Origin of the sequence: Rhodococcus sp. PBTS 1 (genome assembly GCF_001620025.1) — a bacterium.
Taxonomy (GTDB): Bacteria; Actinomycetota; Actinomycetes; order Mycobacteriales; family Mycobacteriaceae; genus Rhodococcoides; species Rhodococcoides kroppenstedtii.
The window spans coordinates 3,770,811-3,786,781 of the sequence record NZ_CP015219.1 but is presented as its reverse complement, the minus strand read 5'-3'; the positions used below and the strand labels follow the sequence as shown (position 1 = coordinate 3,786,781).

At 69.8% G+C, this 15,971-nt stretch carries 13 protein-coding genes, 1 tRNA gene and 1 other RNA gene; 9 read left to right on the top strand and 6 right to left on the bottom strand.

Annotated elements, in window-relative coordinates; genetic code table 11:
• Positions 1–35: 35 nt before the first annotated feature.
• A tRNA-Ser gene (locus tag A3Q40_RS17395) sits at positions 36–123 on the bottom strand.
• 93 nt (positions 124–216) lie between these two features.
• On the opposite strand from A3Q40_RS17395, the gene ffs reads away from it, so the two are divergent.
• From ffs to A3Q40_RS17370, 5 genes are all read left to right on the top strand, one after another.
• An RNA gene (gene ffs, locus A3Q40_RS17390) (signal recognition particle sRNA small type) lies at positions 217–311 on the top strand.
• Between the two features lie 41 nt (positions 312–352).
• Positions 353–1,633 (top strand): aminotransferase class I/II-fold pyridoxal phosphate-dependent enzyme, encoded by a 1,281-nt coding sequence (locus A3Q40_RS17385; protein ID WP_068104121.1) that lies wholly within the window; start codon positions 353–355, stop codon positions 1,631–1,633.
• A 630-nt stretch (positions 1,634–2,263) separates the two neighbouring features.
• A complete protein-coding gene (locus A3Q40_RS17380) occupies positions 2,264–2,755 on the top strand; it encodes a hypothetical protein (RefSeq protein ID WP_157889668.1) in 492 nt (163 codons plus the stop codon).
• A 36-nt stretch (positions 2,756–2,791) separates the two neighbouring features.
• On the top strand, positions 2,792–3,376 hold the full coding sequence (locus tag A3Q40_RS17375) for an HhH-GPD-type base excision DNA repair protein (protein WP_068104118.1): 585 nt from the start codon (positions 2,792–2,794) through the stop codon (positions 3,374–3,376).
• A gap of 38 nt (positions 3,377–3,414) precedes the next feature.
• On the top strand, positions 3,415–5,676 hold the full coding sequence (locus tag A3Q40_RS17370) for a DNA polymerase III subunits gamma/tau (protein WP_068104116.1): 2,262 nt from the start codon (positions 3,415–3,417) through the stop codon (positions 5,674–5,676).
• On the opposite strand, the gene A3Q40_RS17365 is transcribed toward A3Q40_RS17370, so the two are convergent.
• Together A3Q40_RS17365 and A3Q40_RS17360 are read right to left on the bottom strand one after the other, a co-directional pair.
• Positions 5,673–6,308 (bottom strand): response regulator, encoded by a 636-nt coding sequence (locus tag A3Q40_RS17365; RefSeq protein ID WP_068106522.1) that lies wholly within the window; start codon positions 6,306–6,308, stop codon positions 5,673–5,675. The genes A3Q40_RS17370 and A3Q40_RS17365 overlap by 4 nt on opposite strands.
• Complete coding sequence (locus A3Q40_RS17360; RefSeq protein WP_068104114.1) at positions 6,305–7,450, bottom strand: sensor histidine kinase; 1,146 nt, start codon at positions 7,448–7,450, stop codon at positions 6,305–6,307. The genes A3Q40_RS17365 and A3Q40_RS17360 overlap by 4 nt, the downstream gene beginning before the upstream one ends.
• Before the next feature lie 109 nt (positions 7,451–7,559).
• Here A3Q40_RS17360 and A3Q40_RS17355 point away from each other — a divergent pair, with 109 nt between their 5' ends.
• The 4 genes from A3Q40_RS17355 to A3Q40_RS17340 all read left to right on the top strand — a co-directional run bounded on the left by A3Q40_RS17355 (position 7,560) and on the right by A3Q40_RS17340 (position 11,945).
• Positions 7,560–7,748, top strand: a complete 189-nt coding sequence (locus A3Q40_RS17355) for a hypothetical protein (protein WP_068363951.1) — start codon at positions 7,560–7,562, stop codon at positions 7,746–7,748.
• Positions 7,745–8,422 carry a GAP family protein gene (locus A3Q40_RS17350; RefSeq protein WP_068104110.1) on the top strand — a complete coding sequence of 226 codons (678 nt, stop codon included), beginning with the start codon at positions 7,745–7,747 and terminating at the stop codon, positions 8,420–8,422. The genes A3Q40_RS17355 and A3Q40_RS17350 overlap by 4 nt, the downstream gene beginning before the upstream one ends.
• A gap of 146 nt (positions 8,423–8,568) precedes the next feature.
• Positions 8,569–9,780 carry an acetyl-CoA C-acetyltransferase gene (locus A3Q40_RS17345; protein WP_068106520.1) on the top strand — a complete coding sequence of 404 codons (1,212 nt, stop codon included), beginning with the start codon at positions 8,569–8,571 and terminating at the stop codon, positions 9,778–9,780.
• A 14-nt stretch (positions 9,781–9,794) separates the two neighbouring features.
• The gene (locus A3Q40_RS17340) at positions 9,795–11,945 is read left to right on the top strand and encodes a 3-hydroxyacyl-CoA dehydrogenase NAD-binding domain-containing protein (RefSeq protein WP_068104108.1); all 2,151 of its coding nucleotides are present in this window, start codon (positions 9,795–9,797) and stop codon (positions 11,943–11,945) included.
• A gap of 78 nt (positions 11,946–12,023) precedes the next feature.
• Here the strand turns inward: A3Q40_RS17340 and A3Q40_RS17335 are convergent, their stop codons facing one another.
• The 3 genes from A3Q40_RS17335 to A3Q40_RS17325 are packed head-to-tail and all read right to left on the bottom strand — an operon-like array spanning position 12,024 to position 15,871.
• The gene (locus A3Q40_RS17335) at positions 12,024–13,172 is read right to left on the bottom strand and encodes an alpha/beta hydrolase family protein (protein WP_068104106.1); all 1,149 of its coding nucleotides are present in this window, start codon (positions 13,170–13,172) and stop codon (positions 12,024–12,026) included.
• Positions 13,173–14,486: a class I SAM-dependent methyltransferase gene (locus A3Q40_RS17330; protein WP_068104104.1), complete on the bottom strand. Its 1,314-nt coding sequence runs from the start codon at positions 14,484–14,486 to the stop codon at positions 13,173–13,175.
• Entirely contained in the window at positions 14,483–15,871 is a 1,389-nt protein-coding gene (locus A3Q40_RS17325; protein ID WP_068106517.1) for an FAD-binding oxidoreductase, read from the bottom strand. The genes A3Q40_RS17330 and A3Q40_RS17325 overlap by 4 nt, the downstream gene beginning before the upstream one ends.
• Positions 15,872–15,971: the final 100 nt, after the last annotated feature.

Here is a 15,971-nt window from a genome sequence, read left to right as displayed (position 1 = left end):
GCGAGGCCCCGCACGTGCTGTGCGGGGCCTCGACGTGGCGGAGGATAGGGGATTTGAACCCCTGAGGGCGTTAACCCAACCCGCGTTCCAGGCGAGCGCCATAGGCCACTAGGCGAATCCTCCGTGGATCACCATACCGGCGTCACCCCGTTCGGGGCGAATCGGTCCCGCGACCAGGGAGTTCGGTGCCGCGGCGGGAGTACGGCTAGACTCGTCGGCGGATCCCGCGCGGCGCGCATCCTGTGAACTCCCCCAGGGCCGGAAGGCAGCAAGGGTCAACGGGCTCTGCCGGGTGCGCGGGGTCCCCTTAATTTCTCCCGCGCGGTCAGCCCCTCGAAAGGCCCCTCTCGTCATGCCCACGACGCAACTCGGACTGATGAACCCCGACGAGTTGGCTGCGGAGCACGAGAAGCAGACCGAGGCGTACCGCGCGCTGCAGGCCCGTGGCCTCGCCCTCGACCTCACCCGCGGTAAGCCGTCGCCCGAGCAGCTGGACCTCGCGTCGGAGCTGCTCACGCTCCCGGGGGCGGATTTCCGCGACGGGTCCGGAACCGACTGCCGCAACTACGGCGGACTGCAGGGGCTGCCCGAGCTGCGGGCCATCTTCGGTGAGTTGCTGTCGATCCCCGTGGCCAACCTGGTGGCGGGCAACAACGCGAGCCTCGAGATCATGCACGACCTCGTGGTGTGGGCGCTGCTGCACGGGACCGTCGACTCGGTGCGGCCGTGGTCGCAGGAGCCCGTCGTGCGCTTCCTGTGCCCCAGTCCCGGCTACGACCGGCACTTCGCGATCACCGAGAGCGTCGGCATCGAGATGATCCCGGTGCGCATGAACCCCGACGGCCCCGACGTGGCCGAGGTGGAGCGGCTGCTGTCCGCCGATCCGCAGATCAAGGGCATGTGGTGCGTGCCCAACTACGCCAACCCCACCGGTGCCGTGTACTCCGACGAGGTGGTACGAGCGCTCGCGACGATGCCCGCAGCCGCCCCCGACTTCCGGCTGTTCTGGGACAACGCCTACGCCGTGCATCCGCTCGGTGAGGCCTTCCCCCCGGCGTACGACGTGCTGGGCATGGCCGACGAGGCCGGTCACCCCAACCGCCCGTACGTCTTCGCGTCGACGTCCAAGGTCACCTTCGCCGGCGCCGGCGTGAGCTTCCTGGGTGCCTCCACCGCGAACCTCGACTGGTACCTGTCGCACTTCGGCAAGAAGAGCATCGGGCCCGACAAGCTCAACCAGCTGCGCCACCTGCGCTTCTTCGGTGACGCCGACGGCGTGCGGGCACACATGGCGAAGCACCGGGAGATCCTCGCGCCGAAGTTCGCGCTGGTGCAGGAGATTCTCGAGGACCGGCTGGGCGCGTCGAAGGTCGCATCCTGGACCGAGCCCACCGGCGGGTACTTCGTCAGCCTCGACGTGCTCGAGGGCACCGCCGCCCGCACCATCGCCCTGGCCAAGGACGCGGGCATCGCCCTCACGGCCGCCGGCTCCGCCTTCCCGTACAAGCAGGATCCCGAGGACAAGAACATCCGCCTCGCCCCCAGCTTCCCCTCCACCGACGAGCTCGCCGCCGCCATGGACGGGGTGGCGACCTGCGTGCTGCTCGCCGCGACGGAGAAGTTGCGGGGGTAGGGCTCCGGGGGTTGCTGGGCTGCGCAGCGCGCCCCAACTTGCTCCCCTTGCCGCAACTTGCTTCGGTTACGGCAGGAGCAAGTTGCAAGAACCGGAGCAAGTTCGAACCGAGACCACGGCAGACCGAACTTGCTCCCCTTTCCGCAACTTGCTTCGGTTACAGCAGGAGCAAGTTGCAAGAACCGGAGCAAGTTCGGAGCCTGTGGATAGCCCGGGCCGTCGAGAGCCGATCTCGGCCACGATGAGCGGGTGTCCGGCGACCCACTCCTCACCCGCAGCCAGTTGGCGAAGCGCGGTGTTTCCGATTCCGAGATCCGGCAGGCGCTGCGGAGCGGGTCCATAGCTGCCGTTCGCCGGGGGTGCTTCGTTGGGCGGAGTGCACTCCTCGACGCGACCCCGGAGATGCGGCACCTGCTGACCGCCCGAGCCGTCGTGACCTCCGGCGGTTCGGACCTGGTCCTGAGTCACGAGTCGGCCGCGGTGTTGTGGGGCTTGCCGCTTCTCGGAGGCCCGCCGGACAAGGTGCACGTGACGGCGACGAACGGGCGGCGCGGACGTGTCGGGCCGGATCGTTACCTTCACTGTCACAAGTTGGGTGGAGACGACACGACGGTGCACGCAGGTATCCGCGTGACCTCACCCGCCAGAACGGTCGTCGACCTCGCGTGTTACGAGTCGTTCGAGGCCGCAGTCTGCGCCGGCGATGCGGCTTCGCTGCACTACTCCGACCTCGCAGCCGCCGTGGAACGGAGTGGTCAGCGGGCGGGCATCGCTCGCGCGCGACGCGTGGCAGCGTTCGTCGACGGCCGCAGCGAGAGTGTCGGAGAATCCCGCAGCCGCGTCTACTTCGACAGATTCGACGTCCCGGCCCCAGACCTGCAGGTCGAGATCGTGGTCGACGGGAAGACCTACCGCGTCGACTTCCTGTGGGACGGGGTCGTGGGTGAGTTCGACGGCCTGACCAAGTACGCCGGGGACCAGGGCAGTGATGCCGTCGTCCGCGAGAAGCTGCGCGAGGACGCGCTCCGGGCCGCGGGATACGTAGTGATCCGTTGGACCTGGGCGGACCTCGCGGACGGTCGCCTCGCCCGACGGGTACTCGCGGCCCTGGCAGTTGGGTGACTCCAGCGCGCGACTGCCCCGTGCCACACTGGACCCATGGCCAGGACCCTCCATCTGGTCGGCGACCCGGACGCCGACGCACTGCTCGCCTCCGACCCGCTCGCCCTGCTCATCGGGATGTTGCTCGACCAGCAGGTGCCGATGGAGTCGGCGTTCGCGGGGCCGAAGAAGCTGGTGGATCGGATCGGGTCGCTCGACGTGCACACCATCGCCGAAATGCCGGAGGACACGTTCCTCGAGTACTGCAGCACCACGCCGGCGGTGCATCGTTTCCCCGGTTCGATGGGCAAGCGTATCCAGGCGCTGTGCGCGTACATCGTCGACGAGTGGGGCGGCCGCGCCGACGCCATCTGGACCGACGGCGAGCCGAACGGCAAGGAAGTCCTGAAGCGACTGAAGGCGCTGCCCGGATACGGCGATCAGAAGGCCCGGATCTTCCTGGCGTTGCTGGGCAAGCAGATGGGTGTGGACCCGCCCGGGTGGCGGGAGGCGGCCGGTGCCTACGGCGAGGACGGGTCGAGGCGGTCGATCGCCGACGTGGTCGACGCGGAGTCGCTCGGGCAGGTCCGCGACTTCAAGAAGGCCGCGAAGAAGGCGGCCAAGGAGAGCGCCGGCTCGTAGATTCTCGACTGTCGGAGGACGTCGGTAGTCTCCTCGACGTGGCCTTGTACCGGAAGTACCGTCCAGCGTCGTTCGCGGAAGTGGTGGGCCAGGAGCACGTCACCGAGCCGCTGTCCGTCGCCCTGGATTCCGGCCGCATCAATCACGCCTACCTGTTCTCCGGCCCGCGCGGGTGCGGCAAGACGTCGTCGGCGCGCATCCTGGCTCGCTCGCTCAACTGCGTCCAGGGCCCGACGTCGACGCCGTGTGGTGTCTGCCCTTCGTGCGTGGCCCTGGCGCCCGGTGGTCCCGGCAACCTCGATGTGATCGAGCTCGACGCCGCCAGCCACGGCGGTGTCGACGACACACGAGAGCTTCGGGATCGGGCGTTCTACGCCCCGGCCGAGTCGCGCTACCGCGTGTTCATCGTGGACGAGGCGCACATGGTCACCACGGCCGGATTCAACGCGCTGCTCAAGATCGTCGAGGAGCCGCCGGAGCATCTGATCTTCGTGTTCGCCACCACGGAGCCGGAGAAGGTGCTGCCGACCATTCGCAGCCGGACGCACCACTACCCGTTCCGGTTGCTCCCGCCCGTCGCGATGCGCGGGTTGATGGAACGTATCTGCGCCGAAGAGAACGTGACGGTGCAGGATGCCGTGTATCCGTTGGTGATTCGGGCCGGTGGGGGGTCGCCGCGTGACACGCTCAGTGTTCTCGACCAGCTGCTCGCCGGTGCGGGAGACGAGGGTGTCCAGTACTCGCGCGCGCTTATGTTGCTCGGGGTCACCGATGTCGCGCTGATCGACGAAGCGGTCGACGCCCTGGCCGCGCAGGACGGTGCTGCGCTGTTCGGAACGGTGGAGAAGGTCATGGACGCGGGGCACGATCCGCGCCGCTTCGCAGTCGACCTCCTCGACCGCTTCCGGGATCTGATCCTCATGCGCGCGGTGCCCGACGCCGGGGAGCGCGGTCTCGTCGACGCCCCCGCCGACATGATCGAGCGGATGCGGGACGAGGCCGAGCGCATCGGGCCGGCCACCCTGGCGCGCTACGCCGAGACGGTGCACGCCGGGCTGGGCGAGATGCGTGGTGCCACGGCGCCGAGGTTGCTGCTCGAGGTCATGTGCGCACGCATGCTGCTGCCGGCGGCGTCGGACGCGGAAAGCGCTGTGCTGCAACGCATCGAACGCTTGGAACGACGTCTCGACGTCAGTCTTCCGGCCGGTGAGCAGGCTGCGGTGGACGCCGAGCACCGGCAGGGTCGCGTCGCCGCCGAGCGGTCCGAGACCCCGCGCGCCGACACCCCGCGCGTTGCCGCCCCCGCGGACACGCAGGCCGCACCGCGGTTCGTCCGACCGTCCGAGCGCGCCGCCGCCGCACCACCCGCCCCGGAACCGGCGCGCCCGGAGCCGCAGCGCCCCGAGCCGCCGCGCCAGGAACGTCCGGTCGAGCAGCCGCCTGCCCCGGCATCCCCCGCCCCGGCACCCCCGCGCCAGGAACACCCTGCCCCGGAACCTCCGCGCCGGGAGCAGCCCACTCCGCAGCCCGCGGCGCCGGAACCAGCGGCGCCCGAACCCGCAGCGCAGGAACCGCCGCGCCCGGAACCGACCCCGGAACCCACCCCCGAGCCGCAACCTCATGCCGCCCCCGAGTACGCACCCGAGCCCACCCCGGAACCCCAGCCGGAACCGGAACCCGTTGCGGCGACCGGCCCGGACGCCGCCGACATCCGCGCGGTGTGGTCGGAGGTCCGCAGCAAGGTGCGGGAGCGAAGCCGGACGGTCGAGGTGATGCTGTCCGGCGCCACCGTCCGGGCGGTCACCGACGGCACCCTCGTGCTCGCCCACGACTCCGCCCCGCTGGCGAAGCGGTTGGTCGAGCCGAGGAACGCCGCGGTCATCGTCGACGCGTTGCGTGACGTGTTCGGGGTCGAGTGGACGGTGCAGTGCGAGGTGGGCGGTGCTGCTGCCGCCCCCACGCCCTCCGCGGCACCCGCAGCGGCGCCGAAGGAGCGTCCGGCGCCGCCTCGGTTCTCGCGCCCGTCCCGGTCGACGCCGCCGCCCACGCAGTCGAACGGATCCCCGGACGGCCGCGACGGGTCGGACGACATCCCGCCGCCCCCCGAGGAGCCGGACTATCCGGATCCGGGGTACGACTCCTACGACGGCCCTCCGCCTCCGGAAAGTCCGGAGGAGCAGGAGGAGATGATGGAGCAGGCGAAGGAGCCGGTCGATCCCGCGACGCGTCGCGATCCCGACGAGGTGGCCCTCGAACTGCTGCAGACCGAGCTCGGCGCGACGCCGATCAAGGAGGTCTAGAGTCCGGCCTCGGCGGCGGCGATCGCGGCCTGCACGCGTGATTCCAGTCCGAGTTTGGCCAGTACGCGCGACACGTGGGTCTTCACCGTGGCCTCGCTGACCTGTAGCGACGTCGACAATTCGTGGTTGGACAGTCCCCGGCCCAGCAGGTGGAGCACGTCGCGTTCGCGGGGCGTGAGGTCGTCGTACCCGACCGGTGCTGTCGTCGTACGGGGACTGGCGACGAACCGTTCGATCACCGCCCGCGTGGCGCCGGGACCGAGCGCGCCGTCCCCGGCCGCGACGCTGCGCACGGCGCCGACCAACTCGTCGGCCGACGCCGTCTTGAGCAGGAACCCCGAGGCGCCGGCGTGCAGGGCGGCGAAGACGTAGTCGTCGACATCGAACGTGGTGAGTACCAGGACTCGACTCGCCGTCGTCTCGACGATGTGCCGGGTCGCCTCGATGCCGTCCATCCCTGGCATCCGAATGTCCATGAGCACCACGTCGGGGCGATGCGTCCGGGCCACCGTGACGGCCGACGCGCCGTTCTCGGCTTCGGCGACCACGTCGATGTCGTCGTGCCCGCCCAGCAGCATGCGAAGGCCGGCGCGGATCGCGGCGTGGTCGTCCGCCAGCACCACCGTGATCACGAGGCCGACCCCACCGGGAGGCGCGCTCGGACCACCCAGTCCGCGCCGCACGGACCCGCGGTGCAGTCGCCGCCGAGCAGTTGCGCGCGGTGCCTCATGTTCGCGAGCCCGCGGCCGACCCGCCGGGTCTCGCCGGACTCCGCACCGACGTCGTTGCGGACGACCAGGTGCAGTTCGGTGCCCGTGCGGTCCGCGGTGACGTCGATGGGCCGACGGGCCGAGTGCTTCATCGCGTTGACGACGGCTTCGTGGGCGATCCGGTACGCCGCGTGGTCGACGACGGTGGGCAGATCACCGACGTCGAGGGCGACCGAGACGTCGGTGCCGGTCGCACGGGCGGCGTCGACGACGACGTGCAGGTCCGCCAACCGGGGCGGGGCGACGGCGGGGTCGGCGGCGTCGGCGTGGAGGACGTCGATCATGGCGCGCATCTCGGTCAGCGCGGCGGTGCTGCCGGTGCGGATCGCGATCAGTGATTCCCGTACGGCCGGGTCGAGGTCGCGGGACAGCGCCGCCGTGGAGTGGATGGCGATCGACGACAGATGTCCGGCGATGACGTCGTGCAGGTCGCGGGCCATGGCGTTGCGCTCCTCGGCGACGGCGGCCTCGCGGTCACGCTCCGCCAGGATGCGGTGGGCCCGCACCCGTTCGCGTTCGATACCGGTCAGTTCCACCTGCCGCCTGATGGCCAGGCCCCACCAGAGGGAAGTCCCGAAGAACAGGGCGCTCACCACGAGCGCGCCCGCGGCGGGTCGGATGTCGTGCTCCACCGCCAGCACGACGCCCGCCAGGACGACGACGCCGATGCCGGTCGCATAGCCGGCTGCTCGACCCACTCGCGGCGACCCGTGTCGGACGGCGGCGTAGAGCAGGTCGGCGAGGACGATCCACACGGGAACCGACGGGCCGAGGACGAGATCGACGGCGAAGAGCACGGTTCCGAGGGCGAGGGCCGTTCCCGGTCGGGTGCGACGCGCGCACCCGACGAGGCAGAGGGCGGCGAGCAGCGAGAGGCGAACGCCCAGCGGAACGTCGGCGCGGCCGGTGCCGAGGGAGAACAGCCCCGAGAGGTACAGGACCGCCCCGACCGCGAAGAGGCCGCCGGCGATGGCGACGTCGAGCGGGATCCGTCGGGGGCTCACCGGCCCATCACAGCACGCCCGCGGCCGGTGGTCGTCACTCCTTCGGATGACCACGGAGTGACTCCGACGACCGATGCCGACGGAGGCTCGGCGCAGCAGTCTGACCGGCATGACGCAGTGGTGGAAGGTTCTCGGCTCGGCGGCGCTGATCGTGGTGGGTGTCTGCCTGTGGGTGTTCGCTCGGGACACGGAGTTCCTGTGGTTCCGCGGCGGGCCGCTCGGGGTGGTGCTCGTCGCCGTGGGTGTGGTCGACCTGGTGGGCTCGCTGTGGTCCCGTGATCGGCGGCGCGTCGAATGACCGCGACCCTGCTGGCTGCGCTCGCCGGTCTGGCGCTCGTCGACAGCACGTCCCTCGGGACGCTCGTGGTGCCGTTGTGGTTCCTGCTGGCGCCGGGCCGACCGCGGGTCGGACGCCTCGCCGGGTATTTGGCCGTGCTGGCGTCGTTCTACGCCGTGGTGGGCATGGCGTTGTGGTCGCTGGCCCGGCTCGGGGTGACCGTGGCGTCCGGGTGGGTCGATCACCCGGCCGTCCGCGGGGCACAGCTGGTGCTGGGTCTCGCCCTGTTCGCCTGGAGCTTCCGGTTCGACTCGCGACGCGGGTCGAACGACGTGGCGCGGTGGCGCGAGCGGGTGACGACGTCGGGGGCCGGCGTCGTCGGGCTCGCGCTGGTGGCCGGTCTGTCCGAGCTGGCGACGATGCTGCCGTATCTCGGCGCGATCGGGCTGCTGGTGTCCGCGGGGGTCTCGGCGCCGACGGCGGCGGTGACCCTGGTGGCGTATTGCCTGGTCATGATCGCGCCGGCCGCGGCGATCACGGGTACGCGGCTGGCCGTCGGGCAGCGGTTGGACGGCCCGCTCACCCGGATCGATCGCGTCCTCTCGGCACGGGCCGACACCGTGGTCGGCTGGGTCGTCGGGATCGTCGGTTTCGTTCTCGCGGCGTCGGCGGCGAACGCACTGTTCTTCTCCTGACCGCGCGGTCACATCTCGTGCTCGTTTCGGACCTGTCGAGCACGCGCCCGCGCGCCTAGTGTGACCATCGTCGAGGTCTGTACCTCGTGGGCGCCGACGCGCTGCGTCGACGCGCCCGATCCACTTCTCGGAAGGAACTGCGCGCAGTGACCACAGAGGCATACATCTACGAGGCGATCCGGACACCGCGAGGGAAGGGCAAGGGCGGCGCGCTGCATTCCGTCAAGCCGATCTCGCTGGTCACCGGCCTGATCGACGAGCTTCGTCGTCGATTCCCCGACATGGACGAGGACCGCATCTCCGATCTCATCCTCGGTGTCGTCTCCCCGGTGGGGGACCAGGGCGCGGACATCGCCCGCACGGCCGTGCTGGCCGCGAAGATGCCCGACACCGTCGGCGGCTTCCAGCTCAACCGCTTCTGCGCCTCCGGCCTCGAGGCCGTGAACCTGGCCGCGCAGAAGGTGCGTTCGGGATGGGACGAGCTGGTGATCGCGGGCGGCGTCGAGTCGATGTCCCGCGTGCCGATGGGCTCCGACGGCGGCGCGTGGGCGATGGACCCGCAGACCGCGTACGACACGTATTTCGTGCCCCAGGGCATCGGCGCCGACCTCATCGCCACCATCGAGGGATTCACGCGTGACGACGTCGACGCGTACGCCGTGCAGTCGCAGGAACGCGCCGCGGCGGCGTGGTCGGGTGGCTTCTTCACCAAGTCGGTCGTCCCGGTGACGGACCAGAACGGCCTGGTGATTCTCGACAACGACGAGCACATGCGCCCCGGCACGACGGCGGAGTCGCTCGGCAAGCTCAAGCCGGCCTTCGAGGGCGTCGCCGCGATGGGCGGCTTCGACGACGTGGCGCTCCAGAAGTACCACTGGGTCGAGAAAATCCATCACGTGCACACCGGCGGCAACTCGTCGGGCATCGTCGACGGTGCCGCCCTGGTGGTCGTCGGCAGCGAGGACGCCGGCAAGTCGATGGGGATGACGCCGCGCGCCCGCGTGGTCGCGACGGCCACGTCGGGTGCCGACACCACCATCATGCTGACCGGGCCGACGCCCGCGTCGAAGAAGGTGCTGGCCGCGGCCGGGCTGACGGTCGACGACATCGACCTGTTCGAGCTGAACGAGGCCTTCGCCTCGGTGGTGCTGCGCTACCAGAAGGATCTGAAGATCCCCGGCGAGAAGCTGAACGTCAACGGTGGCGCCATCGCGATGGGCCATCCCCTCGGTGCCACCGGCGCCATGATCACCGGCACCGTGCTCGACGAGCTCGAGCGTCGGAACGGCCGCCACGCACTGATCACCCTGTGCATCGGCGGCGGCATGGGCGTGGCCACCATCATCGAGCGAGTCTGAGGAACCGACAACACATGAGCGAGAACATGATCGAGTGGGATCAGGACGCCGACGGCATCGTCACGCTGACCATGAACGATCCCGGCCAGAGCGCCAACACGATGAACGAGACCTACAAGAACTCGATGGGCGCCACCGTGGACCGCCTCGAGGCCGAGAAGGACTCCATCACCGGTGTCGTCGTCACCTCGGCGAAGAAGACCTTCTTCGCCGGCGGCGACCTCAAGAACATGATCAAGGCGACCAAGGACGACGCCGCGCAGGTGTTCGAGGAGGTGCAGCTGATCAAGGCGCAGCTGCGCCGCCTGGAGACCCTCGGCAAGCCCGTCGTCGCCGCCATCAACGGCGCTGCGCTCGGCGGCGGCCTCGAGATCGCGCTGGCCACGCACCACCGCATCGCGGCGGACGTGCCCGGCGTGCAGCTCGGTCTGCCCGAGGTATCTCTCGGCCTGCTCCCCGGCGGCGGCGGCGTCACCCGCATCACGCGCATGATGGGCATTCAGAACGGCTTCATGTCGGTCCTCTCGCAGGGCACCCGGTTCCGCGTCGCCAAGGCGAAGGAGCTCGGTCTGGTCGACGAGGTCGTCGGTAGTGTCGAGGAACTGGTCCCGGCCGCCAAGGCATGGATCAAGGCCAACCCCGAGGGCGGCGTCGCGCCGTGGGACGTCAAGGGCTACAAGATCCCCGGCGGTACGCCGTCGAATCCCAAGCTGGCCCAGATCCTTCCGGCCTTCCCGTCCAACCTGCGCAAGCAGATCAAGGGCGCCAACATGCCGGCTCCGCTCGCCATTCTGGCTGCGGCCGTGGAGGGTTCGCAGGTCGACTTCGACAACGCGTCCACCATCGAGTCGCGGTACTTCACCTCCCTGGTCACCGGCCAGGTGTCGAAGAACATGATCCAGGCGTTCTTCTTCGACCTGCAGGCGATCAACGCCGGCAAGTCGCGTCCCGACGGCTACGAGAAGACGCAGTTTTCCAAGGTCGCCGTGCTGGGCGCCGGCATGATGGGCGCCGGAATCGCCTATGTGTGTGCGAAGGCCGGAATCGACGTCGTGCTCAAGGACGTCGAGCTCGCGTCCGCGGAGAAGGGCAAGGCGTACTCGGAGGCCATCGAGGCCAAGGCGCTCTCGCGCGGCAAGACCACGCAGGAGAAGTCGGACGCGCTGCTCGCCCGCATCCACCCCACCGCCGACGCGAAGGACGTCGAGGGCGCGGATCTGGTGATCGAGGCCGTCTTCGAGTCGCAGGACCTCAAGCACAAGGTCTTCCAGGAGATCGAGGACCTGGTGGCACCCGACGCGCTGCTCGGCTCGAACACCTCCACGCTCCCGATCACCGGTCTCGCCACCGGTGTGAAGCGGCAGGAGGACTTCATCGGCATCCACTTCTTCTCGCCCGTCGACAAGATGCCGCTGGTGGAGATCATCCGCGGTGAGAAGACCTCGGATGCGGCTCTGGCCAAGGCATTCGACCTCGTGCAGGCCATCAAGAAGACCCCGATCGTCGTCAACGACAGCCGCGGCTTCTTCACCTCGCGCGTGATCGGCACCTTCATCAACGAGGCCATCGCGATGCTCGGCGAGGGCGTCGAGCCGTCGTCGATCGAGCAGGCGGGCCTGCAGGCGGGCTACCCCGCGCCGCCGCTGCAGCTGTCGGACGAGCTGACGCTCACCCTCATGCAGAAGATCCGCAAGGAGACCTACGACGCGGTGGTCGCCTCCGGTGGCACGCCGCCGGAGGATCCTGCGGGCTCCGTGATCGACAAGATGGTCGACGAGTTCGAGCGTCCGTCGAAGGCGAAGGGCGCCGGCTTCTACGAGTACGTCGACGGCAAGCGCGCCGGTCTGTGGTCCGGGCTGCGCGACGCGTTCAAGTCCGGCACCGCCGAGATCCCGTTCGAGGACCTCAAGGAGCGCATGCTGTTCATCGAGGCCATCGAGACGCAGAAGTGCTTCGACGAGGGCGTGCTGAACACCACCGCCGACGCCAACATCGGCTCCATCTTCGGCATCGGCTTCCCGGCGTGGACCGGCGGTGTGCACCAGTACATCGTCGGCTACGAGGCCGCGGACGGCACCGTGGGCAAGGAAGCCTTCGTGGCCCGCGCGGAGGAGCTGGCCAAGCAGTACGGCGAGCGGTTCACCCCGCCCCAGTCCCTGCGCTGACGCACGAGAACGACGCGACCCCCGCACTCCCGGCATCGGGAGGGCGGGGGTCGCGTGCTGTTCGGGGTCGGTCGGTGGTCAGCCGATCACGGTGCGAGCGAAGTCCAGGGCCGCCGGCATCGAGGCCATCAGCGTGCCCACGTGGTCGGCGTCCGGGAACGTGACGAGCGAGAAGTCCGTGCCGGCCGCGGACATGCGCGCGGTCTGCGCGAAGGTCAGCGGCGCCGGTACGGTCTGGTCGACCAGGCTCTGCGTGACCAGCAGGGGCCGGTCGTAGCCCGCGACGGGGACGGCCTGCATCTCGCGCAGCGTCGCGTTCATCGCGGGGTCGTCGAGCGGGCGCGTGAGCAGATCGCGCAGCACCACCGGGTTGGCCTCTCGGAACGCTCGGAAGTCGTTGCCGCACAACGTGGTCGCGGCGTTCAGGTAATCCAGCCCGCGGGGCGTGAGGTAGCTCGGGACGTTCAGGTCCGGCCGCTGATCGTTCAATCCGGCCAGGATGTACATCACGTACCCGACGTATCCGCTCGGGGCGATCGGCGGGAAGACCGGTCCCGACGGAGGGAGCAGCGTATCCAGCTGCGTCGGCCCGGCGATGGGAACGGCGCCGCGGTAGTCGAGTTCCGGCGCGCGCTCGGTCCCGACGGCGGCGGCGAAGTACGCGGCGTTGCCGCCCTGCGAGAGCCCGGTGGCGAGCCAACGCGGGGACAGCTCGTCGCCGAGAAGCCGGTGTGCGGTGCGCACGATGTCGACGACGTTGGCTCCCGACGCGGGGCCGTCGAGGTACGCGTGCACACCCGGCGTGCCCAGGCCGGCGTAATCGGTGGCGGCGACGGCATAGCCGTTCCGCAGCCACTCGGTGATGGCCGGCCGTTCGTACTCCGTCCCGCCGGTCAGCGAGGGGGTGCAGGCGTCGGCGACGCCCGTGGTGCCGTGCGCGAACGAGACCACCGGCCATCCGCCGGCCGGCGTCTCGCCCTCGGGCACGTAGACCAGCCCGGTCGACTCCCCGGTTTGGCCCGCCGTGCGGAGCGTGCTGTAGCGCACCAGCGTGCCGGACGCCGCACCGTCGGGAAGCAGATCTTCCGCGAGCGGCGAGCTCGACAGCAGCGTCCCGGGCTCGGAGGCCGGTGCGGCCGATGCTGCCGGTCCGGTGAGAACGGTGGGCACGAGGCCCGCGACGACGCAGGTGACGACGGCGGCGGCGCGGCGGAGGGAGAGGGTCACTCAGCCATTCCACCACGGACGCAGCGGCAGGTGAGAGCGATTGCCGTCGGGCTTGACCGCGAGAACCTGGTGGAGTTGAACGACGTTGCGCTCGAAGCCGAGTCGCGAACCGGCCATGTAGAGACCCCAGACGCGGGCGGTACCTTCGCCGACCTCGGCAACGCACGCGTCCCAGTTGTCCACGAGGTTGCGGCACCAGTCGCGCAACGTGAGGGCGTAGTGCTCGCGGAGGTTCTCCTCGTGCCGCACCTCGAGGCCGATGTCCTGCATCTCGGTGATGATGCGGCCGGATCCGGTGAGTTCGCCGTCGGGGAAGACGTACCGATCGATGAACCCGCCCGCGCGGGCGGCGGACCGGTTGTCCGGTCGGGTGATGCAGTGGTTGAGAACCAGCCCGCCGGGCCGCAGCTTGCTCGCGATGAAGCCGAAGTACGCCGGGTAGTTCGCGACGCCGATGTGTTCGGTGAGCCCGATGGAGGACACGGCGTCGAAGCCGGTCTCGGCGATGTCGCGGTAGTCGCTGTGGCGCACCTCGGCGAGGTGGCCGAGGCCCTCGGCCTCGATGGCCCGCTGGGCCCACTCCGCCTGCTCCGCCGACAGGGTCGCGCCGATGACACGGACGCCGCGGCGGGCGGCGTAGCGCACCATCGAGCCCCATCCGCAACCGATGTCGAGCAGCCGGTCGCCTTCCTTCAGCCGCAACTTCTCGAAGACCAGGCGGTACTTGTTCTCCTGCGCCTCCTCGAGCGTCGCGTCCTCCGTCGGGTACGCCGCACACGTGTAGGTCATGGACTCGCCGAGCACGTACTCGTAGAACGTGTTCGAGACGTCGTAGTGGTGGTGAATGCTGTCCGCGTCGCGAGTCTTGCTGTGCCGCAGTCCTTCGGCGATCCGCCGCCACCGCGGCAGCGACTCCTGCGGCGGCGGGGCGATGGGACGCAACAGTTCCCAGCCGAGCGAGCGGGTGATCGCCGCCAACGTCCGCGCCGAGGGACGCTTGAAGTGGAGGTCGTCGCCGAGCATGCGCAGCACGTCGTACGGGTCGCCCGGGTGGGCGCCGACGATCTCGAGGTCACCGGAGACGTACGCACGCGCCATCCCGAGATCGCCGGGAGCCGTGGCGATGTACGTCGTGCCGCGGGGCGTGAGCAGGTTCAGTCCGTAGGCCGAGTCGGGGTCGCCCGCCACGGAGCCGTCGTACGCGCTGAAGCGCACCGGAATGTCGCCCTCGGTGAACTGCTCGAGGATCTCCGCGATGGTCAGCTTGGGGGAGCCGACCTGATAGTCCTTGTAGTTCTCTCGGAACAGGGTCATCGACGTTGCACCGCCTTCGAGTACAGATCCAACAGACGTGAATCGGGGTCGTAGATCTTCTTGACGCGGGAGTAATGGTTCCCGCCGTAGAGCGCGTCGAACTCGTCCCGGTCGTAGAACGAGTCCGAGTAGAGGGACTTGTGGCCGTCGAGCTCGGACACGCGGCGCTCGATGCGGCGGTTGGCGGCGCCCTCGGGAGCGCCCTCCTCGACGGGCACCGAGGACCAGAACCCGACGTTGACGTACGTGTGGCCGGCGCGCAGCGGATACAGCGGCCACTCCCGCGTGCCACTGCGAAGGCGCAGCGGGCAGAGCCACAGCGGTTCGATCGGGATTTCGTCCAGGAACCACCGCAGGAACGCGGCGGTGTTCTCGATCGGGACCTCGATGTCCTGCACCACGCGTTCGCGGATCGGGTTGCCCTTGCGGCGTTCGAGCCGGTCGGCGATGTCGTACTTCCGGTCGAGCGCGATCAGCTTCCAGTAGACGCTGCTGCGGAGGTAGCGGCGCGGCCAGAACCGTCGGATCCGCGGGTTCTGGGTGCCGAACGCTCGCGAGCACCAGAACCAGTCCGTGTCCCACCGCCAGAGGTAGTCGTGCACGGTGAGACGGTCGGTGCGGGGCGTGGTTGCGTCGTCGTGGTCGTCGTGCTGGATCGAGCGGTAGTAGATCTGCATGCCGGTGTAGTCGCTCACCGGCCCGGGCTCGTCGGTCTGCCGGCCCAGCGTCAGATACGCCTCGGAGTCGGTGAACACCACACCGTCGAGGTAGTCGACGCGCTCGCCGCGGTACTCACCGGCGTCGACGATCGCGTCCATCGCGTCCTGGACCGACTGCAGGTCGTGGAACCGGACGTGGCGCAGCGCGACGTAGGGCGGGACGGCCTCGAGTTCGATGCGCAGGCGGGTCGAGTAGCCGAGCGTGCCGTAGGAGTTGGGGAACGCGTGGAACAGGTCCGCGTGCTCGCCCTCGGGGCGCGCGGTGACCACCTCGCCCGCGCCGGTCAGCACGTCCACCTCCAGCAGGCTCTCGTGGGGGAGGCCGTTGCGGAACGACGTCGATTCGATGCCGAGGCCCGTGACCGCGCCGCCGAGGGTGATGGTCTTGAGCTGCGGCACCACCAGCGGCACCAGTCCGTAGCGCAGGGTCGCGTCCACCAGGGTCTCGTACGTGCACATCCCCTGCACGTCGGCGGTGCGCGCGACGGGATCGACCGAGATCACCTTGCCGAGACCGGACACGTCGAGTCCGGGAACGCGGGTGTCCTGGCGGGCCCGGAAGAGGTTGGAGGTCTTCTTGGCCAGCCGGACCGTCTGCTCGCGCGGGATGGCCCGATAGCTCGCGACCAGGCGTCGGACGCCCTCGGCGTGCGCGGCCGCGCCCACCTCGTGCGGGCCCGGAGTGTTGCCGGTCGGAGACTGAACGGTGCGATCCACGCGAGAACGCTATATCGCGATCGTTCGCAGGACTACGGATGGTGGGGGT